Origin of the sequence: Roseibium sp. AS2 (assembly GCF_038900065.1) — a bacterium.
In the GTDB taxonomy this organism is placed as follows: Bacteria; Pseudomonadota; Alphaproteobacteria; order Rhizobiales; family Stappiaceae; genus Roseibium.
In genome coordinates, this window is the sequence record NZ_JBBMQN010000008.1 from 1 (window position 1) to 23,570 (window position 23,570).

Sequence of the window (23,570 nt, forward strand, 5' to 3'; positions counted from 1 at the left end):
GGGTGTAGCTCAGTTGGTTAGAGTGCCGGCCTGTCACGCCGGAGGTCGCGGGTTCGAGTCCCGTCACTCGCGCCACTTCCCTTCAAGGGTACATTGTACCGTCGGGGGAAGGGCGCATGCTACCGTGAATGTGCGGGTGTAGCTCAGTTGGTTAGAGTGCCGGCCTGTCACGCCGGAGGTCGCGGGTTCGAGTCCCGTCACTCGCGCCACTCACGGTTTGCCTTGTTTCTCAAAAACTTCTGCGGATTTTTTAAAGCGCGACGTCAACGGACGTCACGCGCCGCCGGTTTGCGTTGCCTGCCGGTCCGTCCGGCCGGTCACCTGGCGGGTCCGGGAGTTCCTGCGGGCGGTCCACGGTCCCGCAGATGCAGAGGCTTCATTTTTCTTCTGTTTTGGGTTTCACACTTCGTAAATTCCGATTCTGTACGGGGGGTGGAAATCCGGCGCGGGTGCGGCATAATTCCATTGAGCCTGTGCAAAGTTTTTGCTTTGCCGCAAACGGGGTGAAACCTAGGATTTGTCGGGGGTCGGTCTGAAATTGGTTCAAACATGGCAAGAGTTTGACCGCACGGGGGTCTTGCGTTGCACCAAGGCGTAAGCTAAGCGTGCGCTCGCATGTTGGATTCATCTGGCTGGCAGGCCCCGCGTGACCTGTGTGTAAATGAACCAACGGGGTGCGCCGCCTGGCACCGGATCGTCTCCAGATCCGCCTCCATATGCAAGGACGCGAAAGACATGGAAGAACTCTTGCGGGAATATGTCCCGATCGTCGTGTTCATCGGCATAGCGCTGGTGATCGGCCTTGCGTTGCTGATCTCGCCTTTCATTCTGGCCTACAAGAATCCGGATCCGGAAAAGCTGTCCGCCTACGAGTGCGGTTTCAACGCTTTCGACGACGCGCGCATGAAATTCGATGTGCGCTTCTATCTGGTATCCATCCTGTTCATCATCTTCGATCTGGAAGTGGCATTCCTGTTTCCCTGGGCAACGGTCTTCGGCGAACTGGGCTGGTACGGTTTCTGGTCGATGATGATTTTCCTGGGCGTTTTGACCATCGGCTTTATCTATGAATGGAAGAAGGGAGCGCTGGAATGGGATTGACCTCGACCGGGACGCTCGTCGCTCCGCAGCCGCAAGGCGTGATTGACCCGAACACCGGCAAGCCTGTCGGCGCAGACGACGCATTCTTCATGGATGTGAACAACGAGCTGGCGGACAAGGGGTTTCTGGTCACCTCCACGGACAACCTGATCCAGTGGGCGCGTACTGGCTCGCTGATGTGGATGACATTCGGCCTGGCGTGCTGCGCCGTCGAGATGATGCAGATGTCGATGCCGCGCTACGACGCCGAGCGCTTCGGGTTCGCCCCGCGCGCGTCTCCGCGGCAGTCCGACGTCATGATCGTCGCCGGAACGCTGACCAACAAGATGGCGCCCGCGCTGCGCAAGGTCTACGACCAGATGCCCGAGCCGCGCTACGTCATTTCCATGGGGTCCTGCGCAAATGGCGGCGGCTACTACCACTATTCCTATTCGGTGGTGCGCGGCTGCGACCGGGTCGTTCCGGTCGATATTTACGTCCCGGGCTGTCCTCCGACGGCCGAGGCGCTGCTCTACGGCGTGCTGATGCTTCAAAAGAAGATCCGGCGCACGGGAACGATTGAAAGATAGGGTTCTGCCGCCGGAAAGGCGGCGCAATCCTGAAGGACGCGGGCGCGCGATGCCCGCACGACAGACTTCCGGAGCAACCAGCGCCCAGGCGGGCGGGCAGTGTTCCAATGAGGTGGACCGGATCAGTTTCCGGATGATCAACCGGATGCGACCGGTCATCCGCTGATCTTCGAGTGAGGGCGAACACGATGGACGAGACGTTGAAGGAACTCGCCGAGCATATCGAGCTCGGCCTGAGCGAGTCCCTTGTGTCCTGGAAGGTCGAATTCGGTGAGCTGACGCTGACCGTGAACGCGACCGACATCCTCGATGTCGTCCGCTTCCTGCGCGACAACAATTCCTGCAAGTTCGTCAATCTGACCGACATCTGCGGCGTGGACTATCCGGAGCGCGAAAAGCGTTTCGACGTCGTCTACCATTTCCTGTCACCGGTGCAGAACGAGCGGATCCGCGTCAAGGTGGCCACGGATGAAGTCACGCCGGTGGCCTCGCTCACGCCGCTCTTTCCGGGGGCGGAATGGTTCGAGCGGGAAGCCTACGACATGTACGGTATCCTGTTTTCGGGCCATCCGGACCTGCGCAGGATCCTGACGGACTACGGGTTCGACGGCCATCCTCTGCGCAAGGACTTTCCGGTCACGGGTTTTGTCGAAGTGCGTTATGACGACGAGAAGAAACGCGTCGTCTATGAGCCGGTACGCCTCAATCAGGAAATGCGGACTTTCGATTTCATGTCGCCGTGGGAGGGCACCGACTACGTCCTTCCGGGCGACGAAAAAGCAACGACGAACTGACGGCGGGGCAGGCATGAGCGAACGGCTTTCAGGCGGATGTCTCTGCGGCGCGGTCCGGTTTACCGCGGCGCCCGAGAAAATCGAGATGGGCGTGTGCCATTGCTCGATGTGCCGGCGCTGGACAGGTGGTGCATTCATGGCCGTGAACTGCGGCGCCAGTGACACCATCGTGCTGGAAGGCGAGGACGCCATCGGCATCTACAAGGCCTCCGATTACGGAGAGCGGGTTTTCTGCACCAGATGCGGTTCGTCGCTGATCTGGCGCATGGCGGACGGTTCGCATGCCAGCGTGTCCGCCCAGGCCTTCGACGACCCGTCCGTGTTCACGATGACATCGGAGATCTTCGTCGATGAACAGCCGGACAACTACGCCTTTGCCAATGACACCCGCAGACTGACAGGTCCGGAAGTCATCGCGTTATTCACTCAACAGCAGGAACCTCAACATGGCTGAGGCTCAGGTCCGGAACTTCAACATCAACTTCGGTCCGCAGCACCCGGCGGCCCATGGCGTTCTGCGCCTGGTGCTGGAGCTCGACGGCGAGGTCGTGACCCGTGTGGATCCGCATATCGGGCTGCTTCATCGCGGCACGGAAAAGCTGATCGAGCAGAAAACCTATCTGCAGGCCATTCCCTATTTCGACCGCCTCGACTACGTGGCGCCGATGAATCAGGAACATGCCTTCGCAATGTCCGTCGAACGGCTTCTCGGCATCGAGGTGCCGAAGCGCGGTCAGCTGATCCGCGTGCTGTTTTCCGAGATCGGCCGGGTGCTGTCGCATCTTCTCAACGTGACCACACAGGCCATGGATGTCGGCGCGCTGACGCCACCGCTGTGGGGCTTCGAGCCGCGCGAAGAGCTGATGGTGTTCTATGAGCGCGCCTGCGGCGCACGCATGCATGCCGCCTACGTGCGGCCGGGCGGGGTCCACCAGGACCTGCCGCGCGCCCTGCTCGACGATATCTGGGATTTCTGCGATCCGTTCCTGCAGACGCTGGACGACATCGAAGGCCTTCTGACCGACAACCGCATCTTCAAGCAGCGCAACGTCGATATCGGCGTGGTCGATCTGGACGATGCCTGGGCCTGGGGCTTCTCCGGCGTGATGGTGCGCGGCTCCGGCGCTGCCTGGGACCTGCGCAAGTCGCAGCCCTACGAATGCTACGGCGAACTCGACTTCGACATTCCGATCGGCAAGAACGGCGATTGTTACGACCGCTATCTGATCCGCATGGATGAAATGCGCCAGTCGATCCGAATCATGAAACAGTGCCTGGAAAAGCTGACCGTGGAAACGGGACCGGTCTCGACCACCGACGGCAAGATCGTTCCACCCAAACGGGGTGAGATGAAACGGTCGATGGAAGCACTGATCCATCACTTCAAGCTCTATACCGAAGGCTATCATGTCCCGGCCGGCGAAGTTTATGCCGCCGTCGAGGCACCGAAAGGCGAATTCGGCGTGTACCTTGTTGCCGATGGCACCAACAAGCCGTATCGCTGCAAGATCAAGGCGCCCGGTTACGCGCACCTGCAGGCGATGGACTTCCTGTGCAAGGGCCACATGCTCGCCGACGTTTCGGCCGTGCTGGGGTCCATGGACATCGTGTTCGGTGAGGTCGACCGCTGATGCGGGCGGCCCGCCACCATTTTTCGACCCTGGCAGCCGCCCGTACGGCTCCGGTCATCGTGACAAAACGGGGATAGCACCATGGCAGTTCGTCGACTTGCCGCGGAACAACCAGACAGCTTCGCGTTCACCAGCGAGAATCTCGACTGGGCGAAGAAGCTGATCAACCGGTATCCTGCGGGCCGTCAGGCCTCCGCGGTCATTCCGCTCTTGTGGCGTGCGCAGGAACAGAACGACGGCTGGGTGAGCGAGCCGGCGATCCGCTTCATCGCGGACCTGCTGGACATGCCTCATATCCGCGTTCTGGAAGTGGCGACCTTCTACACCATGTTCCAGCTGCAGCCGGTCGGCAGCAAGGCCCATATCCAGGTCTGCGGCACGACCCCGTGTCAGTTGCGTGGGTCGGAAGATCTGATCAAGATCTGCAAGTCGCGCATCGCAAAGCACATGCACGAGATTTCCGAGGACGGCCTGTTCTCCTGGGAAGAGGTCGAGTGCCTGGGCGCCTGTGTCAACGCGCCGATGGTACAGATCTTCAAGGACACCTACGAGGACCTGACGCCGGACAGCTTCAACAAGCTGATCGACGACATCGCCGCCGGCAAGGAAGTGACCCCGGGTCCGCAGAATGGTCGCCGGTTCGGCATGGCCGAAGGTGGTCAGACCTCGCTGACGGAAATCGACGACAAGTCCCGCGGTGAACTTCCCGTTCCGCATGTGGTGGATGGCGCCGAAAAGGCGTCGCATGCCTTCGCAGGCGCTCCGATCAATGCGGGCGGCAACGATTATGATGGTGTTCCGACCCCGGCGGAAGACGCGGTCGCGAAGGTGAGGGCCGCGTTCGCAGCCAAGGCGGAAAAGCAGCCGGTCGAAAACCCGGCGGCCTCCGCGCCGAAAAAAGCCGATCCGGACCCCAAGCCGACGGTCAAGGCGAAAGCGGCCGGCGACGATCCCGGCAAGAAGGCGGCCACACCCAAGGCCAGCGGCGAAAACAAGGCCCGCCCCGATCCGGACGGACGGGCCGAGGTCGAGGTTGCGCGCGCCGCGGACAACAGCGGCGCGACTGCGGCGAAGGGCAAGGCACCAGTGACCGCCGAGAAGGCACCGGAGGTCGCGGAACAGGCGCCGGAGACCCTTGCCGGAGCTCGCGGCGGCAAGCCGGACGACCTGAAGAAGCTGAAGGGCGTCGGTCCGAAGCTGGAAGGCACGCTCAACGAGCTCGGGTTCTACCACTTCGACCAGATCGCGGGCTGGGGCCCGCAAGAGGTCGCCTGGGTCGACAGCCGGCTGAAATTCAAGGGCCGGATCGAACGGGACGGCTGGATCGAGCAGGCCAAGGTTCTCGCTTCGGGTGAGACCACAGATTTTTCCAAACGCGTGGAAGCCGGACAAGTGGCCTCCTCCAAGAGCGAAGACTAGGGGGAAGGGATGCTGAAAGATCAGGATCGGATCTTCACCAATATCTACGGTCTGCACGACTGGGGCCTGGATGGGGCGAAGACGCGCGGACAGTGGGACAACACCAAGGGGCTGATCGACAAGGGCCGCGACTGGATCATTCAGGAAATGAAGGATTCGGGACTGCGCGGCCGTGGCGGGGCGGGCTTTCCGACCGGTCTGAAATGGTCGTTCATGCCCAAGGAAACCGACGGCCGTCCGGCCTATCTGGTCGTCAATGCAGACGAATCGGAGCCGGGCACCTGCAAGGACCGTGAAATCCTGCGCCACGACCCGCACACGCTGGTCGAAGGCTGCCTGGTCGCCGGTTTCGCCATGGGGGCGATCGCCGCCTACATCTACGTGCGCGGCGAATTCATCCGTGAGCGCGAACGCCTGCAGGCGGCGATCGACCAGGCCTATGACGCCGGTCTGATCGGCAAGAACAACAAGAACGGCTACGATTTCGACATCTACGTTCACCAGGGCGCCGGCGCCTATATCTGCGGCGAGGAAACGGCCCTGCTGGAAAGCCTGGAAGGCAAGAAGGGCCAGCCGCGGCTGAAGCCGCCGTTCCCGGCCAATGTCGGCCTCTACGGCTGTCCGACCACGGTGAACAACGTGGAATCGATCGCGGTTGCTCCGACCATCCTGCGTCGGGGAGCCGCCTGGTTTTCCGCACTCGGCCGTCCGAACAACACCGGCACCAAGCTGTTCTGCGTCTCCGGCCACGTCAACCAGCCGGCAACCTTCGAGGAAGAGCTGGGCGTTCCGTTCTCCGAGATGATCGACAAGCATTGCGGCGGTATCCGCGGCGGCTGGGACAATCTCCTGACGGTGATCCCGGGCGGATCCTCCGTTCCGTGCCTGACGGCGGAACAGATCAAGGACGCGCCGATGGATTTCGACACCCTGCGCGGCATGGGCTCCGGCCTTGGTACGGCAGCGGTGATCGTGATGGACAAGTCCACGGACATCATCAAGGCCATCGCGCGGCTCAGCTACTTCTACAAGCACGAGAGCTGCGGCCAGTGCACGCCGTGCCGGGAAGGAACCGGCTGGATGTGGCGGGTCATGGAACGCATGGTCAAGGGCGAATCCTCCTACGAGGAAATCGACATGCTGTTCAAGGTGACCAAGCAGGTCGAAGGACACACGATCTGTGCGCTCGGGGATGCGGCCGCCTGGCCGATCCAGGGTTTGATCAAGAATTTCCGGCCGGTCATCGAACAGCGCATCGATGACTATGTCGCCAGGTCGAAGACGTCTTCGACCCTGGTGGCGGCCGAGTGAGCGGAACGGGATTTGGAGAGCAACGGATGACGAAGCTCATCATCGACGGCAACGAAGTGGATGTCCCGGCGGACTATACGCTGCTTCAGGCCTGTGAAGAGGCGGGCGCCGAGGTTCCGCGCTTCTGTTACCATGACCGGCTGTCGATCGCCGGCAACTGCCGCATGTGCCTGGTGGAAGTGAAGGGCGGACCGCCCAAGCCGACCGCCTCCTGCGCCATGGGCGTGAAGGACCTGCGTCCAGGACCGAACGGCGAACCGCCGGTGGTCGAGACCAGGTCCGAGATGGTCAAGAAGGCCCGCGAAGGGGTGATGGAGTTCCTGCTCATCAACCACCCGCTGGACTGCCCGATCTGCGATCAGGGCGGTGAATGCGACCTGCAGGACCAGGCCATGGCCTACGGTGTCGACGGGTCCCGCTTCAACGAGAACAAGCGCGCCGTCGAGAACAAGGAAATCGGCCCGCTCATCAAGACGATCATGACGCGCTGCATCCACTGCACGCGCTGTGTCCGCTTCACCACCGAAGTCTGCGGTGTCGCGGACATGGGCCTGATCGGCCGCGGCGAAGACGCGGAAATCACCACCTATCTGGAAGCGGCACTGTCCTCCGAAATGCAGGGCAATGTCGCCGACCTGTGTCCGGTCGGTGCGCTGACGCACAAGCCGTACGAGTTTCATGCCCGTCCGTGGGAGCTGACCAAAACCGAAAGCATCGACGTGATGGACGCGGTCGGGTCGGCGATCCGTGTCGACACGCGCGGCAAGGAAGTCATGCGCGTGATGCCGCGGCTCAATGAAGCGGTCAACGAGGAGTGGATCTCCGACAAGTCCCGCTACATCTGGGACGGTCTGAAGACCCAGCGGCTGGACAGGCCCTATGCGCGGAAAGACGGCAAGCTGCAGCCGGTCTCCTGGTCCGAGGCGTTTCAGGTCATCGCCGACAAGGTCAAGGCCGCCTCCGCCGACAGGATCGGCGCGCTTGCCGGCCAGATGGCCGGTGTCGAGGACATGTTCGCGCTGAAGGGCCTGATGGACAAGCTCGGTGTCGCCAATATCGACAGCCGGTTCCCGGGCTCGCCTCTGCATCCGAAAAACGGCCGCGCCAGCTATCTTTTCAATTCCACGATCCAGGGGATCGAGGAAGCCGATGCGATCATGCTGATCGGCACCAACCCGCGCCTGGAAGCACCGGTGCTGAACGCCCGCATCCGCAAGCGGTGGAGCCGCGGCGATCTCACCGTCGGCCTGATCGGCGAGAATGCGGACCTGACGTATCCGGTCACCTATCTCGGTGCCGGACCGGACAGCCTGAAAGAGTTTGCCGACCATGCGCCGGCCAAGGCCGAGCGTCCGATGTTCATCGTCGGGCAGGGCGCGCTCAACCGTCCTGACGGGGCCGAGGTTTTGGCCACGATTGCGGCGGCCGCAAAGGCACTCGGCGTGGTCAAGGACGGCTGGAACGGCTTCAACATTCTGCATACCGAAGCCGCCCAGGTCGGTGCGCTGGATCTCGGCTTTGTGCCCGGTGACGGCGGCAAGGACACGGCGGCCATGCTGGCGCCGGGGGCGCTCGACGTTCTGTTCCTTCTGGGTGCGGACGAAGTCGAGGCGCCCGAAGACACATTTGTCATTTACCAGGGCACCCATGGGGACCGCGGCGCGCACCGCGCGGACGTGATCCTGCCGGGCGCGGCCTATACGGAAAAATCGGCGATCTACGTGAACACCGAAGGACGCGTCCAGATGGCCGACCGGGCTGCCTTTCCTCCGGGAGAGGCCCGCGAGGACTGGGCGATCCTGCGTGCGCTCTCCGCGGTGCTCGGTCACACGCTGGAATTCGATTCGCTCAGCCAGCTGCGCGCGGCCCTCTTCGAAGCCGTGCCGCACATGGCGTCGATCGACGCGGTTGAAGCGGCCGACGCCGCCGATCTCGGCAAGTTGGCCAATGCCAAAGCCAAGATGGACAGTTCCGGGTTTGCCAATCAGATCCGGGACTTTTATCTCACCAATCCTATCGCTCGCGCGTCCAAGGTGATGGCCGAGTGTTCGGCGCTCGCCAGGACGCGTGCGGCCGAAGCAGCTGAATAAAGGGGTAGGGGACCGATATGGCTGAGTTCATGACGACCTACGGCTGGCCGTTCCTCTGGATGGCGTTCCAGAGCGTTCTGCTGATGGTCGTGCTACTGGTGATTGTCGCCTACATTCTCTATGCCGACCGCAAGATCTGGGCAGCCGTCCAGATCCGCCGGGGTCCGAATGTGGTCGGCCCCTGGGGGCTGCTGCAGAGTTTCGCCGACCTTCTGAAGTTCGTTCTGAAGGAACCGGTCATCCCGTCAGGGTCCAACAAGATCCTGTTTCTGCTGGCGCCGCTGGTCTCCGTTCTGCTGGCGCTGACCGCCTGGGCGGTGATCCCGGTGGCGGATGGCTGGGTGATCGCCAACATCAATGTCGGCGTCCTGTTCGTCTTCGCGGTGTCCTCGCTCGAGGTCTACGGGGTCATCATCGGTGGCTGGGCGTCGAACTCCAAATATCCGTTCCTGTCGGCGCTGCGCTCGGCGGCGCAGATGGTGTCCTACGAGGTTTCCATCGGTTTCGTGATCGTCACGGTCCTCTTGTGCGCTGGCACCCTGAACCTGTCCGGGATCGTCTATGCCCAGCAGACCGGGCTGGCCAACCTGCTCGGCGTGCCTTGGCTGTCCTTCCTGAACTGGTACTGGCTGCCGCTGTTCCCGATGTTCGTGGTGTTCTTCATTTCCGCCCTTGCGGAGACCAACCGGCCGCCTTTCGATCTGGCGGAAGCCGAATCGGAGCTTGTCGCAGGCTTCATGGTGGAATACGGGTCGACCCCGTACATGATGTTCATGCTGGGCGAATATGTTGCCATCTGCCTGATGTGCGCTCTGATGAGCATCTTCTTCATGGGCGGGTGGCTGCCGCCATTCGACTTCGCACCGTTCACCTGGGTTCCGGGCATCGTCTGGTTCCTTTTGAAGTGTTTCCTCGGCTTCTTCATGTTCGCCATGGTGAAGGCGATGGTGCCGCGCTACCGTTATGACCAGCTTATGCGCCTGGGCTGGAAAGTGTTCCTGCCGCTGTCGCTGGCCATGGTCGTGATCGTCGCCGCGGTCCTGATGATCATGGGCTGGGCACCGGGGTCGGCGTGAGTTTCTCTCTGGCCGGCGTCATAGGCGCCGCCATCGGCCTTTACGTGGGCTGGCTCGACTGGAAGATCCTGAAGGGGATGGTCCAGGCGGCGGAGATTAAAAACAGACAGGCCGGAGGCGACGGTGGCGCCGCGGTCAGGTACAAGGCGCTCGTGAGCGCACTGATTTTTGGAGTTCCGGTGATCGGCTTTCCGATCGTTGGATATTGGGCCGCCAGCCAGCTGGTCGGTTGAGGAAAGAGAGGCAAAAAGCGATGGGACTTAGTCAAGCCGTCAAATCGCTGTTCCTGCAGGAGTTCGTGTCCGCCTTCATTCTGGCGATGCGCTACTTCTTCAAGCCGAAGCCAACGGTCAATTATCCGTTCGAAAAGGGGCCGGTGAGCCCGCGCTTTCGGGGTGAACACGCATTGCGCCGATATCCGAACGGCGAAGAGCGCTGCATTGCCTGCAAATTGTGCGAGGCCATCTGTCCGGCTCAGGCCATCACCATCGAGGCCGGTCCGCGCCGCAACGACGGCACCCGGCGGACCACGCGCTACGACATCGACATGGTCAAGTGCATCTATTGCGGCTTCTGTCAGGAAGCCTGCCCGGTGGACGCGATCGTGGAGGGGCCGAATTTCGAGTTCGCCACGGAAACCCGCGAAGAACTCTACTACGACAAGGACAAGCTGCTTGCGAACGGGGACCGCTGGGAACGCGAAATCGCACGCAACATTGAAATCGATGCTCCTTACCGCTAGGAGCTAACCGACCACCGCGACTTCCGCCCGGCAATCCGGCCGGGCCCCGCACTTCCGGCCGAAAGGCCACACGACAGGCAGGTCCTCGAAATGATCCTGAACGCCCTCTTTTTCTACCTGTTTGCCGGCGTCACCCTGGCGTCCGCCTTCATGGTGATCGCTTCCCGCAATCCGGTGTCATCGGTCCTGTTCCTGATTCTGGCCTTCGTCAATTCCGCGGGCCTGTTCATCCTGCTCGGCGCGGAATATCTGGCCCTGCTTCTGGTGGTCGTCTATGTCGGCGCTGTTGCGGTACTGTTCCTCTTCGTCGTCATGATGCTGGACGTGGATTTCGTCGAATTGCGCCAGGGCTTCCTGCAGTATCTGCCGATCGGCTCGCTGGTCGGCCTGATCCTGCTGGTCGAGCTGCTCATGGGCATGGGAGCCTGGATCATTGCACCGGAACTGCTGGGGCATGGTTCGGAGCCGACGCCGGCCCTTACCGAGATGAACAACATTCAGGCTCTCGGGTCGGTGCTCTACACCAAGTACATCTACTACTTCCAGGTCGCCGGCCTGGTTCTGCTGGTGGCCATGATCGGGGCAATCGTCCTGACGCTGCGCCACAAGCCGAATGTGAAACGTCAAAGCATTCCGGATCAGGTTGCGCGCAATCGCGAAACCTCGGTTGAAATCCGGAAAGTGGAAACAGGCAAGGGTCTCTGACGCACGCATGTTGCGTTGGCGGAGCAGTCTGCGTTCGGTCGAACACAGGCAAGACGCTCCAACACTTTTGAATTGATCGACTTCTGCTGTCATGTGCCTCGGCGCCACAGCAGGTTGATCTGGGAAAGCCCGGCGACCGGCACGCTCCTCCGTGCGGTCTCCGGTTTGGGTAAACGAGGGGAGCACGGCGAGGCGCCCATGGAAATCGGTCTGTCGCACTATCTGTCGGTCGCGGCGATCCTGTTCACGATCGGGATCTTCGGGATCTTCCTGAACAGGAAAAACGTGATTGTCATCCTGATGTCCGTCGAGCTGCTGCTGCTCGCGGTGAACATCAATTTCGTCGCCTTCTCGTCGTTCCTCGGCGACATGATGGGGCAGATCTTCACCATGCTCGTTCTGACCGTGGCCGCCGCCGAAGCGGCGATCGGTCTGGCGATCCTGGTGGTCTTCCACCGGAACCGCGGCTCAATCGCCGTGGAAGACGTCAACGTGATGAAAGGGTAGGGGCCGATGTATTCCGCAATCCTGTTCCTGCCGCTGATCGGCTTTCTGATTGCCGGCCTTTTCGGCCGCGCGATCGGGGCCAAGGCGTCCGAGTATATCACCAGCGGGCTGCTTATCCTGACCGCGCTGCTGTCCTGGATCACCTTCTTCGGCTTCTGGCTCGGTGGATCGGAACTGCAGGTCGTCGATCTGTTCCGGTGGATCGAGGCCGGCGATCTGAAGGTTTCCTGGTCGATCCGGGTCGACACGCTGACCGCCGTCATGCTGGTCGTGGTCAGCACCGTGTCCGCGCTGGTGCATGTCTATTCCATCGGCTACATGCACCATGATCCGCACCGGCCGCGCTTTTTCGCCTATCTGTCGCTGTTCACCTTCGCGATGCTGTCGCTGGTGACTGCCGACAATCTGCTTCAGATGTTTTTCGGCTGGGAGGGTGTCGGACTGGCCTCCTACCTGCTGATCGGCTTCTGGTACAAGAAACCGTCCGCGAACGCAGCGGCGATCAAGGCCTTCGTCGTCAACCGGGTCGGCGACTTCGGCTTCGCGCTCGGGATCTTCGGTATCTTCTTCGTCTTCCAGAGCATCGATTTCACGACGATCTTCAACGATGCGCCGAGCTTCATCGAAGGACACGGCGAGGTGCTGACCTTCCTCGGCTACCATCTGGACCCGCACGGGGCGATGACCGTCATCTGCCTGCTGCTGTTCATGGGCGCGATGGGCAAGTCGGCGCAGTTCCTGCTGCACACCTGGCTTCCCGATGCCATGGAAGGCCCCACGCCTGTGTCAGCGCTCATTCACGCCGCGACCATGGTGACGGCGGGTGTCTTCATGGTGGCGCGCCTGTCGCCGCTGATGGAGCTGTCGCACACGGCGCTGACGGTGATCGTGTTCTTCGGTGCGACCACGGCGTTCTTCGCCGCCACGGTCGGTCTCGTCCAGAACGACATCAAGCGGGTGATCGCCTATTCGACCTGCTCGCAGCTCGGCTACATGTTCGTGGCGCTCGGGGTCGGGGCCTATTCGATCGGCATTTTCCACCTGTTCACGCACGCCTTCTTCAAGGCGCTTTTGTTCCTGTGCGCCGGTTCCGTGATCCATGCGGTTTCCGACGAACAGGACATGCGCAAGATGGGTGGCCTGAGGAAGCACATTCCGGTCACCTACTGGACCATGATGATCGGGACGCTCGCGCTGACCGGCGTCGGCATTCCGCTCACCCATCTGGGCTTCGCAGGCTTCATCTCCAAGGATGCGATCATCGAGGCGGCCTTCGCGGGCTCGCTTGGCGAACACGCCAATCCGATGGCGCTTTACGGCTTCTGGCTGACGGTGATCGCTGCCGCGCTGACATCTTTCTACTCCTGGCGTCTGACCTTCATGACATTCCACGGCAAGCCGCGGGCTCCGGTCGACGTCATGAAACATGTTCATGAATCGCCGCTGGTCATGACCGTGCCGCTGTTCGTCCTGGCCATTGGCGCGACCCTGGCGGGCATGGTCTTCTACGGATCGTTCTACGGTGCAGGCTATGACGCGTTCTGGAAGGGCGCTCTGTTCACGGGTGAAACCAACCATGTTCTCCATGCGATGCACGACGTGCCCGCCTGGGTGAAAGTGTCGCCGTTCGTGATGATGGTGCTCGGGTTCCTGGTCGCCTACCAGTTCTACATCCGCTCGCCGGAGATGCCGAAGCAACTGGCCGAGCGCCATTCAGGCCTCTACCAGTTCCTGCTCAACAAATGGTATTTCGACGAGCTCTACGACTTCATCTTTGTCCGTCCTGCAATGTGGCTCGGCCGCGTGCTCTGGAAAAAGGGCGACGGCACCCTGATTGACGGCTACGGCCCGAACGGGATTGCCGCGCGTGTCCAGAACGTCACGACCTGGGTCGTCAGGCTGCAGACCGGATATCTTTACCACTATGCGTTTGCGATGCTGATCGGGGTGGCGGCGCTCATCACCTGGTCGATGTTCACCGGTGCGGGCACCGGCGGGGGTGCACACTAATGATTGACTGGCCAATTCTGTCACTCACGACGTTCTTGCCGCTGCTCGGCGTGCTGTTCATTCTCCTGGTTCCGGGGAATGACGAGGACAGCAAGAAAAACATCCGCATGGTCGCACTGGTGACCACCGGAGTGACCTTTCTGCTGTCGCTGTTCATCTGGGGCAATTTCGACTACGACAATCCGGGCTTCCAGTTCGTGGAGCACCGCGACTGGCTCGGCAGCGGCATCAGCTACCGCATGGGTGTGGACGGCATTTCCGTGCTGTTCGTTATCCTCACGACCTTCCTGATGCCGTTCTGCATCCTCGCCTCCTGGGAGAGCGTTCAGAAACGGGTCAAGGAATACATGATCGCCTTCCTGATCCTGGAAACGCTGATGATCGGCGTCTTCTGTGCGCTGGATCTGGTCGTCTTCTATGTCTTCTTCGAGGCCGGCCTCATTCCGATGTTCCTGATCATCGGTGTGTGGGGCGGAGCCCGCAGGGTCTACGCGTCCTACAAGTTCTTCCTCTACACGCTGCTCGGCTCGGTTCTGATGCTGATCGCGATGATGACGATGTACTGGTCGGCAGGCACGGCGAACATCGAGGAACTTGTCACCACCAGCAGTTTCCCAGCGGAAATGCAGACCTGGCTGTGGCTGGCCTTCTTCGCCAGCTTCGCGGTGAAGATGCCGATGTGGCCGGTGCACACATGGCTTCCGGATGCCCACGTGGAAGCGCCGACCGCCGGGTCGGTCATTCTGGCGGGCATTCTGCTGAAGCTCGGCGGCTACGGCTTCCTGCGCTTCTCCCTGCCGATGTTCCCGATCGCCTCCGACATGTTCGCGCCAATGGTCTTTACGCTCTCCGTCGTGGCGATCATCTACACCTCGCTGGTGGCGCTGGCGCAGGAGGACATCAAGAAACTGATCGCCTATTCCTCGGTCGCGCACATGGGCTACGTCACCATGGGCATCTTCACGATGACGGAGCAGGGCGTCCAGGGCGGCATCTTCCAGATGCTGTCGCACGGCATCGTCTCGGGTGCGCTGTTCCTGTGTGTCGGGGTGATCTACGACCGGATGCACACCCGCGAGATCTCCGCCTATGGCGGTCTGGTCAACCGGATGCCGAAGTATGCGGTCGCGTTCCTGATTTTCACGATGGCCAATGTCGGCCTTCCGGGAACGTCCGGCTTTGTCGGTGAGATCCTGACGCTGATGGGCGCCTTCCAGGTCAACACCTGGGTCGCGGTCTTCGCCACTTCCGGTGTGATCCTGTCCGCCGTCTACGCGCTTTTCCTCTACCGCCGCGTCGTCTTCGGCGCACTGGAAAAGGAAAGCCTCAAGTCGATGCTCGATCTTGATCTGCGCGAAAAGGCGATCCTGATCCCCATGGTGGTGCTGACGATCTTCTTCGGCTTCTACCCGATGGCGATCCTGGACGTGACCCAGGGGGCGGTCGACAATCTCATCACCCATTATACAGCCGCGCTTGATGCGGCCGGGGTCACCCAGCACGCAACGGCCGCCGCGCCGGCGGCGCATTAAGGTTTCGAGGACGGGACAGAGCCATGTCAAACGTGACCCAACTGCCGGATCTCATGCCGGTCCTGCCGGAGATCATTCTGGCGCTCGGCGCCATGGTGCTGCTGATGGTCGGCGCCTTCGGCGGCAAGGGCGTCAGCTATGCCGTCTTCGGCGGCGCGATGGGCCTGCTCGGCGGCACCTTTCTGGTGCTTCTGTTCGTACCGGCCTTCGGTGAAACCTTCGGCGGATCCTTCATTCTGGATGATTTCGCCTATCTGATGAAGCTTCTTGTGCTGGCGGGATCCTTCTTCGCCATCGCCATGTCGTGGGCCTATGCCAAGAGCCAGTCCTTCGATCATTTCGAATATCCGATCCTGATCGTTCTGGCGACGCTCGGCATGATGCTTATGCTGTCGGCGAACGACATGATCGCGCTCTATCTGGGCCTGGAATTGCAGAGCCTGTCGCTCTATGTGGTCGCCGCGATCAACCGGGACAGTGTCCGGTCGACGGAAGCGGGCCTGAAATATTTCGTGCTCGGCGCGCTGTCCTCCGGGATGCTGCTCTACGGCATGTCTCTGGTCTACGGCTTTTCCGGCCAGGTCTCCTTTGCCGGGATCGCAGAGGCGCTGACCCATGAAGGCGCTTCCATCGGGCTCGTGATCGGTCTGACCTTCATCCTGGCCGGTCTGGCCTTCAAGATTTCCGCGGTGCCGTTCCACATGTGGACACCGGATGTCTATGAGGGCGCGCCGACACCGGTCACGGCTTTCCTGGCCGCGGCTCCCAAGGTCGCTGCCATGGGCATGCTGGTGCGGATCGTCATCGAGGCCTTTCAGCCGGTCACCAGCGACTGGCAGCAGATCGTGGTGTTCATCTCCATCGCGTCCATGGCGCTCGGCTCCTTCGCCGCGATCGGGCAGAGCAACCTGAAGCGCCTGATGGCCTATTCCTCGATCGGCCATATGGGCTATGCGCTGGTCGGGCTTGCCGCCGGTACGCAAACCGGTGTCGAAGGCGTGATCTTCTACATGATGGCCTATCTCGGCATGACCCTCGGTGTCTTCGCCTGCATCCTGTCGATGCGGCGCAAGGAGGGCATGGTCGAGGAGATCGGCGATCTGTCGGGTCTTTCGCAGACCAATCTTCCGATGGCCATCCTGCTGGGACTGCTGATGTTTTCCCTGGCGGGCATTCCGCCGCTGGTCGGCTTTTTCGGCAAGTGGTTCGTGTTCGTCGCGGCTGTCGAGGCGGGTCTTTATCCGCTTGCGGTGATCGGCGTGCTGATGTCGGTGGTCGGGGCCTACTACTACCTGCGTATCGTCAAGGTGATGTTCTTCGACGAACCGGTCGAAGGCTTTGAAAAAATGCCCATGGAACTCAGGGTCGTGCTCGGCCTGTCCAGCGTGTTCGTGATCTTCTTCTGGCTGGCACCGGGACAGGTGGTCAGCGCGGCGGGGGCCGCGGCAAAGTCGCTGTTCTGAAACGTGGCATGAGCCAGTCCGGAACGGAATGTCCGGCGCCGGGTGCGCCGGACTTTCGCTATGAGAAGCACGACAGCGTCGGGTCGACGAGTTCCGTGTGCATGACACGGGCGCATTCGGGTGACGCGGGCCGGCTCTGGATCCGGGCCGATCACCAGAGCGAAGGCCGGGGGCGGAGGGGGCGTGACTGGTCGTCGCCGGTCGGCAACATGTTCGCAAGCCTGCTGTTGATCGATCCCCTGCCGGTGGACCGGATCGGCGAATTGCCGCTCACGGCGGCAGTTGCATTGGCCCGGGCCGTTGACAAAGCGGCCGGCACGCTGCAACTGGTACGATTGAAATGGCCCAACGACCTCCTGGTCGAGAACGCAAAGCTCTCAGGCATCCTTCTGGAAGCTGAAACGTTACCCGACGGCCGGCAGGCGGTCGTCATCGGAATTGGTGTGAATTGCGTTTCCCACCCGGACCTGACGCTCTATCAGGCAACGGATCTGCGCAGCCTGGGTTTTCAGGTTACATCGGAGCAGATGTTCGAATGCCTGACAGCCAGCATGGCGGAGTTGCTGGCAAAGGGCCGGCAGCCCGGTGGTTTTGAGTTTATTCGCAGGGCCTGGCTCGACAGGGCGGCCCATCTGGGCAAGCAGATTACCGTCAAGACGGCCCGGGACGAAATTACTGGCATTTTTGCCGATCTGGATGCAGGTGGTCATCTGGTCCTGAAACTGGACGATGGCCGCTTGCGGACCCTCTATGCAGGCGACGTGTTCCTGCCCGGCTCCTGAACCGCCGGGCGGGCGCGGTCGCTGACCGTCAAAGGAGCAATACATGGCTTCGGCCAAAAAGAACGAAAACGACATTGTGTTTCTGCCACTGGGTGGTGTTGGCGAAATCGGGATGAATCTCGGTCTGTACGGCTACGGCCCGGACGGAGACCGGACCTGGCTGATCGTCGATTGCGGCGTGAGCTTCGCGGGACCGGATCTTCCCGGGATCGACGTGTACATGCCGGACATCAAGTTTCTGGAAGACGAGGTCGACAACATCGCGGGCATGGTGATCACCCATGCCCATGAAGACCATTATGGCGGCATCCTGCATCTGTGGCCCTTCCTCAAGGTGCCGGTCTATGCGACCGCGTTCACGGCGGGGCTGCTGGCGGCGAAGACCGAAAGCGAGCCCGGGGCGGAGAAGGTTCCCGTCACTGTTGTCAAGCAGGGTGAGCGGCACAAGATCGGTCCGTTTGACGTCGAGTTCGTCGCGATGGCCCACTCCATTCCCGAACCCTGCGCCCTGGCGATCCGCACGCCTGCCGGCATGGTCCTTCATACCGGAGACTGGAAAATCGATCCCACTCCGGGCGTCGGACTGCCGATCGACACGGACCGGCTGGCGGAGCTCGGCCGGGAAGGCGTGATGGCACTCGTGTGCGACAGCACGAACGCCGTGCGCGAAGGGGTCAGCCCCAGCGAGGCGGATGTTGCCGAGGACCTGAAAAAGGTGATGGCCGGAGCCAAACACCGGATCGCGGTGACCACCTTCGCGTCCAATGTTGCACGGATCCGGGCGATCGCCTCGGCGGCCGCGGCCAACGGCCGGGACGTCGTGGTGGTCGGACGATCGATGCACCGGGCGATCGAGGTCTCCGGTGAACTCGGCTATCTGGAAGGGCTGCCGCCCTTTCACGACGAGGATGCCTACGGGTACCTGCCGCGGGAAAAGACCGTCCTTCTGTGTACCGGGTCGCAGGGTGAAAGCCGGGCTGCCCTGGCACGTATCGCCGCCGGCGAACACCGCAACGTTGCGCTCTCGAAGGGCGACATGGTGATCTTCTCTTCCCGGACCATTCCCGGAAACGAAAAGGAAGTCGCCGCGGTTCTGAACAACCTGGCCGACAAGGACGTTGAAATCATCACCGACCGGGACGCCCTCGTGCATGTGTCCGGCCACCCGCGCCGCGGCGAACTGGCCCAGCTTTACAAGCTGGTCAAGCCGAAGGTGCTGCTGCCCGTGCACGGCGAACCGCTGCACCTGGCCGCTCATGCGGCTTTCGCGAAGGAACAGGGTATTGCGGAAGTCGTGCGCGGCAAGAACGGCGACATCATCCGCCTGACGGCGGGGCGCGCCGCGATCATCGATCAGGCGCCGCACGGTATTCTGGTGAAGGACGGCGATATCCTCGATGATCCGGAAGTGACCGGCGTCAAGGAACGGCGCAAGCTGTCCTTCGCGGGCGCTGCCGTGGTGACACTTGTGGTCAACCGGGCAGGGGATCTGCTCTCCGATCCCCAGGTCATCCTGCTGGGTCTTCCCGACACCGACGATGACGGTGAACCGATGGAGAATGTTGTCGTCAAGGCGGTGACCGGTGCGGTGAAAAGCATTCCGAAGGGCCGTCGGAAGGACAGGAACCTGGTAGGCGAGGCAGCCCGCAGGGCCGCCCGGGCCGAGATCCTGGACGTCTGGGGCAAAAAGACGCTCTGCAAGGTGACTGTGACCCAACTATAATCACCTGGATCGGGGGATGATCCGGCGGGATCGACCGACCATCCTCCGGTCGATCCAGAAGGTTCCTGGATACTGACCGTCATTGTACCTATCGGAGGGATTGTGAATGATCGGACGGCTTAATCACGTCGCCATCGCGGTGTCGGACATCGAGGCGGCGAGCGCGGTCTACCGGGACACGCTCGGCGCCGAGGTCTCCGCGAAGGAGGCGCAGCCGGATCACGGGGTCAGCACCGTGTTCATTACCCTGCCCAACACCAAGATCGAGTTGCTGGAGCCTCTTGGCGACAATTCGCCGATCGCCGGTTTCCTGGCGAAGAACCCGGCCGGCGGCGTGCACCACGTGTGTTACGAGGTCGACGACATCATTGCCGCCCGTGACAGGCTGCTGGCCGAAGGCGCCCGGGTGCTGGGCGATGGCGAGCCCAGGATCGGCGCCCACGGCAAACCGGTTCTGTTTCTGCATCCGAAGGATTTTCTCGGCACGCTCACGGAACTGGAAGAGGCGTAAGATGTCGGTGACTTTCGGCCTGGCGATCTATTTCATGCTCTGGTGGATCATCCTGTTCGCCATGCTGCCGTTCGGCATGCGGCGGACGCAGGAGGAGGCAGGCGAGGTGCTGCCCGGGACGGAGCCAAGCGCACCGGAAAAACCGCAGTTCCTGAAAGTGATCGTGATGACCACGATCACCACGACGATCGTGTTCGCCGGCTATGTCGCCCTGCGCAACAGCGGCTTCGGACTGGATGACATTCCCTTCCTGAACCCGCCTTCAGGCAACTACGGCACGCCCGGGGGCTGAATTTCCGGATACGGATCCGGTGAATACCGAACGGACCGGTTGTAGCAGCCGGTCTCGCCGTCTGCAGGGAGCAGGCATGTCGTGGTCTGCCCGGACTGTTTTTTGTAAGTCGGCAAAGAAAAAAGGCAGAGCGTGGCTCTGCCTTTAACAAGTTCCGCGTCTAAATTCGACTCTATACCCTTACCGCAAGGTTTTACCGTACGGCTGGGCGGCTGCGACCCAGAAGGTGCGCCTGAGAGTCCTTCCTCCCAAGACTCAGACCGCGATGTCTGTGAGCGACTTGGCATTTCTGCCAAGGCATCTTCTTCTTATGAAATGGAAATTAGCTGATTGTTTGAGGCTTGTCACCTATTTGTCTTGAACAGCCCAATATTTTTGCTTGCCCATTTGAACGGCGTCAATTTTTACTAAGAACCGAGTATTCCAGCAGGCGGAAGATCAAGCGTCCAGGCGCGCTGAAGCCGCTGTTTCCGGGCGACTTGATGACGCGGATCCGCAAAAACCGGACGGCGGATCGCAAAGGACTTGTGTTTGGTCGCGGCATGCGCTTTGACTGCGCACAAAACAGGCGATGCCAGAAGCTGCGAGAACATTGATGCGTCTTTCCCGATATTTTCTGCCCATTTTGAAAGAAACGCCGAAGGAGGCGGAAATCGTGTCCCACCGACTGATGCTGCGGGCGGGCATGATTCGCCAGCAGTCGGCCGGGATCTATTCCTGGTTGCCGCTCGGCCTGAAGGTTCTGCGCAAGATCGAGCGGATCGTGGAGGAAGAGCAGGCGCGTGCGGGTGCCGTCCAGCTGCTGATGCCGACGATCCAGTCGGCGGACCTGTGGCGCGAAAGCGGGCGCTATGACGCCTATGGCAAGGAAATGCTGCGCATCACCGATCGCCACGAGCGTGACATGCTGTTCGGGCCGACCAACGAGGAGATGATCACCGACATCTTCCGCGGCTATGTGCGTTCCTACAAGGATCTGCCGCTCAACCTGTACCACATCCAGTGGAAATTCCGCGACGAGGTGCGGCCGCGTTTCGGTATCATGCGCGGGCGCGAGTTCCTGATGAAGGATGCCTATTCGTTCGATCTGGACAAGGAGCGGGCGGTCGAATCGTATAACCGCATGTTCGTCGCCTATCTGCGCACCTACAAGCGCATGGGGCTGACGGCGATCCCGATGCGGGCCGAAACGGGCCCGATCGGCGGTGACCTGAGCCATGAGTTCATCGTGCTCGCGGAGACCGGCGAAAGCGAGGTCTATTGCCACTCCGATTATCTGAGCAAGGCGACACCGGGAGAGGACGTCGATTACGAAGCGGACCTGACACCGATCGTCGAGGACTGGACGTCCCACTATGCGGCGACCGAGGACGTCGTCGACAAGGCCGCGTTCGAAGCCGCCGTTCCCGAGGACAAGCGGATTGTCGCCCGTGGGATCGAAGTCGGGCAGACCTTCTATTTCGGCACCAAGTATTCCGAGCCGATGGGAGCGAAGGTCGCGACGGCCGAAGGCACCGAGGTTCCGGTCCACATGGGGTCCTACGGGGTTGGCGTGTCGCGCCTTCTTGGTGCCCTGATCGAAGCCAAACATGACGACAACGGAATCATCTGGCCGAAGTCGGTTGCCCCGTTCCATGTCGGGCTGGTCAACCTGAAGCCTGGCGACGATGCGACGGATGCGGTGTCGGAAGATCTTTACGCCAGACTTGAAGCGGCCGGAATTGAGGTGCTCTATGACGAAACCGATACCAGGGCCGGTGCGAAATTCGCCACCATGGATCTGATCGGTCTGCCGTTTCAGGTGGTCGTCGGTCCGCGCGGGTTGAAAGACGGTCTTCTGGAGGTCAAGGACCGGGCAACTGGGGAAAAGGAAATGCTTTCTCCGGATGCCACGTTCAACAAGCTGACCGCGGCATTGACGGACTAGGCAAGTGCGGCAATCCTCTGGAGTGGGGATTCGGTCGCGGCAAGCTGCGGGCGATCGGGCTTTGCTGAAATGGATGGACAATGACAGCGGCAGACACGGCGGACGTTGACGACGGTCACACACCGGCGGCCCCCACACGCCCCTTTTCGGCATTCGAGTGGATGATCGCGGGGCGCTATCTGCGTTCCCGCAGGCGCGAGACCTTCATCTCCGTGATCGCCGGCTTTTCCTTTGCCGGCATCATGCTCGGCGTGGCGACGCTGATCATCGTGATGGCGGTCATGAACGGCTTCCGGACAGAACTTCTCGGCAAGATCCTCGGCATCAACGGTCACATGCTGGTGCAGCCGATCGACCAGCCGCTGACGGACTATGACGCAATCGCCGAACGGCTCCAGGGCGTTCCCGACGTGATCAGCGCCATGCCCTTCGTCGAGGGCCAGGCGCTGGTCTCCGGCCCGGCCGGCAATTTCGGAGCGCTGGTGCGCGGCGTCTACGAGAGCGATCTGCGCCGCGTGCCGCTTGTGGCGGCCAATATCCAGTCGGGCTCGCTTGACGGCTTCGATGAAGGCGAGGGGGTCGCGGTCGGATCGCGCATGGCCCAGCAGCTCGGCATTGCCCTGGGCGACAACATCACCATCATCTCGCCGCGCGGCAGCGTGACGCCGATGGGCGTCACGCCGCGGCTCAAGGCCTACCCGGTATCGGCGATCTTCGAGATCGGGATGAGCGAATACGACGCCACCTTCCTGTTCATGCCCCTGGAAGAGGCCCAGGCCTATTTCAACATGGACAACCGGGCGACCGGCGTGGAGGTCTACGTGCTCGATCCGGACGATGTCGGGATCATGAAGGCGACGATCGAGGAGGCTGTGGACCGTCCGGCCTTCGTCACCGACTGGCGCCAGCGCAACGTGACCTTCTTTTCCGCCCTGGAGGTGGAACGCAATGTCATGTTCATCATCCTGACGCTGATCGTTCTTGTCGCGGCCCTCAACATCATATCCGGCATGATCATGCTGGTGAAGGACAAGGGCAAGGACATCGCCATCCTGCGCACCATGGGCGCCACCCGTGGGTCGATCATGCGGATCTTCCTGATCACCGGCGCCAGCATCGGCTGTGTCGGCACGCTGGCCGGTTTCCTTCTGGGGCTGGTCGTGTGTCTCAATATCGAGAGCATCCGCAGTTTTGTGTCCTGGATGACGACCACCGAGCTGTTCTCGCCTGAACTTTACTTCCTGTCCCGTCTGCCGGCGGATATCGACAGCGGCGAAACCACGACCGTTCTGGTGATGGCCCTTGCCCTGTCGCTGTTGGCAACGCTCTATCCGGCGTGGCGGGCGGCCCGTCTCGATCCGGTCGAAGCGCTCAGATATGAATAG

General features: G+C 61.6%; 22 protein-coding genes and 1 tRNA gene. All 23 read left to right on the top strand.

Annotated features, from left to right (window positions below):
• Window positions 1-132 precede the first annotated feature (132 nt).
• The 23 genes from WNZ15_RS21080 to WNZ15_RS21190 all read left to right on the top strand — a co-directional run bounded on the left by WNZ15_RS21080 (window position 133) and on the right by WNZ15_RS21190 (window position 23,570).
• Window positions 133-209, top strand: a tRNA-Asp gene (locus WNZ15_RS21080).
• 526 nt (window positions 210-735) lie between these two features.
• On the top strand, window positions 736-1,101 hold the full coding sequence (locus WNZ15_RS21085) for an NADH-quinone oxidoreductase subunit A (protein WP_342894999.1): 366 nt from the start codon (window positions 736-738) through the stop codon (window positions 1,099-1,101).
• Window positions 1,092-1,670, top strand: coding sequence for an NADH-quinone oxidoreductase subunit B family protein (locus WNZ15_RS21090; protein ID WP_342895000.1), 579 nt, complete (start codon window positions 1,092-1,094; stop codon window positions 1,668-1,670). Before WNZ15_RS21085 ends, WNZ15_RS21090 begins: the two co-directional genes overlap by 10 nt.
• A 188-nt stretch (window positions 1,671-1,858) precedes the next feature.
• The gene (locus WNZ15_RS21095; RefSeq protein WP_342895001.1) at window positions 1,859-2,464 is read left to right on the top strand and encodes an NADH-quinone oxidoreductase subunit C; all 606 of its coding nucleotides are present in this window, start codon (window positions 1,859-1,861) and stop codon (window positions 2,462-2,464) included.
• 13 nt (window positions 2,465-2,477) lie between these two features.
• Entirely contained in the window at window positions 2,478-2,918 is a 441-nt protein-coding gene (locus WNZ15_RS21100) for a GFA family protein (RefSeq protein ID WP_342895002.1), read from the top strand.
• Window positions 2,911-4,095: an NADH-quinone oxidoreductase subunit D gene (locus WNZ15_RS21105; protein WP_342895003.1), complete on the top strand. Its 1,185-nt coding sequence runs from the start codon at window positions 2,911-2,913 to the stop codon at window positions 4,093-4,095. The genes WNZ15_RS21100 and WNZ15_RS21105 overlap by 8 nt, the downstream gene beginning before the upstream one ends.
• 81 nt (window positions 4,096-4,176) lie before the next feature.
• Entirely contained in the window at window positions 4,177-5,514 is a 1,338-nt protein-coding gene (locus WNZ15_RS21110) for an NADH-quinone oxidoreductase subunit E (protein ID WP_342895004.1), read from the top strand.
• Between the two features lie 9 nt (window positions 5,515-5,523).
• Complete coding sequence (gene nuoF / locus WNZ15_RS21115; RefSeq protein ID WP_342895005.1) at window positions 5,524-6,825, top strand: NADH-quinone oxidoreductase subunit NuoF; 1,302 nt, start codon at window positions 5,524-5,526, stop codon at window positions 6,823-6,825.
• A 26-nt stretch (window positions 6,826-6,851) separates the two neighbouring features.
• Entirely contained in the window at window positions 6,852-8,915 is a 2,064-nt protein-coding gene (gene nuoG / locus WNZ15_RS21120; protein WP_342895006.1) for an NADH-quinone oxidoreductase subunit NuoG, read from the top strand.
• A gap of 17 nt (window positions 8,916-8,932) precedes the next feature.
• Window positions 8,933-9,991: an NADH-quinone oxidoreductase subunit NuoH gene (gene nuoH, locus WNZ15_RS21125; protein WP_342895007.1), complete on the top strand. Its 1,059-nt coding sequence runs from the start codon at window positions 8,933-8,935 to the stop codon at window positions 9,989-9,991.
• Window positions 9,988-10,224, top strand: coding sequence for a hypothetical protein (locus WNZ15_RS21130; RefSeq protein ID WP_342895008.1), 237 nt, complete (start codon window positions 9,988-9,990; stop codon window positions 10,222-10,224). Before nuoH ends, WNZ15_RS21130 begins: the two co-directional genes overlap by 4 nt.
• Window positions 10,225-10,244: 20 nt before the next feature.
• Complete coding sequence (gene nuoI / locus WNZ15_RS21135; protein WP_342895009.1) at window positions 10,245-10,733, top strand: NADH-quinone oxidoreductase subunit NuoI; 489 nt, start codon at window positions 10,245-10,247, stop codon at window positions 10,731-10,733.
• Between the two features lie 90 nt (window positions 10,734-10,823).
• Window positions 10,824-11,438 (top strand): NADH-quinone oxidoreductase subunit J, encoded by a 615-nt coding sequence (locus WNZ15_RS21140; RefSeq protein WP_342895010.1) that lies wholly within the window; start codon window positions 10,824-10,826, stop codon window positions 11,436-11,438.
• Between the two features lie 198 nt (window positions 11,439-11,636).
• Window positions 11,637-11,945 (top strand): NADH-quinone oxidoreductase subunit NuoK, encoded by a 309-nt coding sequence (gene nuoK, locus WNZ15_RS21145; RefSeq protein WP_141186421.1) that lies wholly within the window; start codon window positions 11,637-11,639, stop codon window positions 11,943-11,945.
• A gap of 6 nt (window positions 11,946-11,951) precedes the next feature.
• Complete coding sequence (gene nuoL, locus WNZ15_RS21150) at window positions 11,952-13,955, top strand: NADH-quinone oxidoreductase subunit L (protein ID WP_342895011.1); 2,004 nt, start codon at window positions 11,952-11,954, stop codon at window positions 13,953-13,955.
• Window positions 13,955-15,487: an NADH-quinone oxidoreductase subunit M gene (locus WNZ15_RS21155; RefSeq protein WP_342895012.1), complete on the top strand. Its 1,533-nt coding sequence runs from the start codon at window positions 13,955-13,957 to the stop codon at window positions 15,485-15,487. The genes nuoL and WNZ15_RS21155 overlap by 1 nt, the downstream gene beginning before the upstream one ends.
• 23 nt (window positions 15,488-15,510) lie before the next feature.
• The gene (nuoN, locus tag WNZ15_RS21160) at window positions 15,511-16,950 is read left to right on the top strand and encodes an NADH-quinone oxidoreductase subunit NuoN (RefSeq protein ID WP_342895013.1); all 1,440 of its coding nucleotides are present in this window, start codon (window positions 15,511-15,513) and stop codon (window positions 16,948-16,950) included.
• Between the two features lie 8 nt (window positions 16,951-16,958).
• Window positions 16,959-17,732, top strand: a complete 774-nt coding sequence (locus WNZ15_RS21165; protein ID WP_342895014.1) for a biotin--[acetyl-CoA-carboxylase] ligase — start codon at window positions 16,959-16,961, stop codon at window positions 17,730-17,732.
• 43 nt (window positions 17,733-17,775) lie between these two features.
• On the top strand, window positions 17,776-19,455 hold the full coding sequence (locus tag WNZ15_RS21170; RefSeq protein WP_342895015.1) for a ribonuclease J: 1,680 nt from the start codon (window positions 17,776-17,778) through the stop codon (window positions 19,453-19,455).
• 106 nt (window positions 19,456-19,561) lie between these two features.
• A complete protein-coding gene (gene mce, locus WNZ15_RS21175) occupies window positions 19,562-19,966 on the top strand; it encodes a methylmalonyl-CoA epimerase (RefSeq protein ID WP_342895016.1) in 405 nt (134 codons plus the stop codon).
• 1 nt (window position 19,967) lies between these two features.
• Entirely contained in the window at window positions 19,968-20,258 is a 291-nt protein-coding gene (locus WNZ15_RS21180) for a DUF1467 family protein (protein WP_342895017.1), read from the top strand.
• A gap of 595 nt (window positions 20,259-20,853) precedes the next feature.
• Window positions 20,854-22,185 (top strand): proline--tRNA ligase, encoded by a 1,332-nt coding sequence (proS, locus tag WNZ15_RS21185; RefSeq protein ID WP_342895018.1) that lies wholly within the window; start codon window positions 20,854-20,856, stop codon window positions 22,183-22,185.
• An 80-nt stretch (window positions 22,186-22,265) separates the two neighbouring features.
• Window positions 22,266-23,570 carry a lipoprotein-releasing ABC transporter permease subunit gene (locus tag WNZ15_RS21190; RefSeq protein WP_342895019.1) on the top strand — a complete coding sequence of 435 codons (1,305 nt, stop codon included), beginning with the start codon at window positions 22,266-22,268 and terminating at the stop codon, window positions 23,568-23,570.

Bases quoted from the DNA above. Each gene is read 5' to 3' on its own strand.
- WNZ15_RS21085 (WP_342894999.1), top strand. From the start codon at position 736: ATGGAAGAACTCTTGCGGGAATATGTCCCGATCGTCGTGTTCATCGGC.
- WNZ15_RS21090 (WP_342895000.1), top strand. From the start codon at position 1,092: ATGGGATTGACCTCGACCGGGACGCTCGTCGCTCCGCAGCCGCAAGGC.
- WNZ15_RS21095 (WP_342895001.1), top strand. From the start codon at position 1,859: ATGGACGAGACGTTGAAGGAACTCGCCGAGCATATCGAGCTCGGCCTG.
- WNZ15_RS21100 (WP_342895002.1), top strand. From the start codon at position 2,478: ATGAGCGAACGGCTTTCAGGCGGATGTCTCTGCGGCGCGGTCCGGTTT.
- WNZ15_RS21105 (WP_342895003.1), top strand. From the start codon at position 2,911: ATGGCTGAGGCTCAGGTCCGGAACTTCAACATCAACTTCGGTCCGCAG.
- WNZ15_RS21110 (WP_342895004.1), top strand. From the start codon at position 4,177: ATGGCAGTTCGTCGACTTGCCGCGGAACAACCAGACAGCTTCGCGTTC.
- nuoF (WP_342895005.1), top strand. From the start codon at position 5,524: ATGCTGAAAGATCAGGATCGGATCTTCACCAATATCTACGGTCTGCAC.
- nuoG (WP_342895006.1), top strand. From the start codon at position 6,852: ATGACGAAGCTCATCATCGACGGCAACGAAGTGGATGTCCCGGCGGAC.
- nuoH (WP_342895007.1), top strand. From the start codon at position 8,933: ATGGCTGAGTTCATGACGACCTACGGCTGGCCGTTCCTCTGGATGGCG.
- nuoI (WP_342895009.1), top strand. From the start codon at position 10,245: ATGGGACTTAGTCAAGCCGTCAAATCGCTGTTCCTGCAGGAGTTCGTG.
- WNZ15_RS21140 (WP_342895010.1), top strand. From the start codon at position 10,824: ATGATCCTGAACGCCCTCTTTTTCTACCTGTTTGCCGGCGTCACCCTG.
- nuoK (WP_141186421.1), top strand. From the start codon at position 11,637: ATGGAAATCGGTCTGTCGCACTATCTGTCGGTCGCGGCGATCCTGTTC.
- nuoL (WP_342895011.1), top strand. From the start codon at position 11,952: ATGTATTCCGCAATCCTGTTCCTGCCGCTGATCGGCTTTCTGATTGCC.
- WNZ15_RS21155 (WP_342895012.1), top strand. From the start codon at position 13,955: ATGATTGACTGGCCAATTCTGTCACTCACGACGTTCTTGCCGCTGCTC.
- nuoN (WP_342895013.1), top strand. From the start codon at position 15,511: ATGTCAAACGTGACCCAACTGCCGGATCTCATGCCGGTCCTGCCGGAG.
- WNZ15_RS21165 (WP_342895014.1), top strand. From the start codon at position 16,959: ATGAGCCAGTCCGGAACGGAATGTCCGGCGCCGGGTGCGCCGGACTTT.
- WNZ15_RS21170 (WP_342895015.1), top strand. From the start codon at position 17,776: ATGGCTTCGGCCAAAAAGAACGAAAACGACATTGTGTTTCTGCCACTG.
- mce (WP_342895016.1), top strand. From the start codon at position 19,562: ATGATCGGACGGCTTAATCACGTCGCCATCGCGGTGTCGGACATCGAG.
- WNZ15_RS21180 (WP_342895017.1), top strand. From the start codon at position 19,968: ATGTCGGTGACTTTCGGCCTGGCGATCTATTTCATGCTCTGGTGGATC.
- proS (WP_342895018.1), top strand. From the start codon at position 20,854: ATGCGTCTTTCCCGATATTTTCTGCCCATTTTGAAAGAAACGCCGAAG.
- WNZ15_RS21190 (WP_342895019.1), top strand. From the start codon at position 22,266: ATGACAGCGGCAGACACGGCGGACGTTGACGACGGTCACACACCGGCG.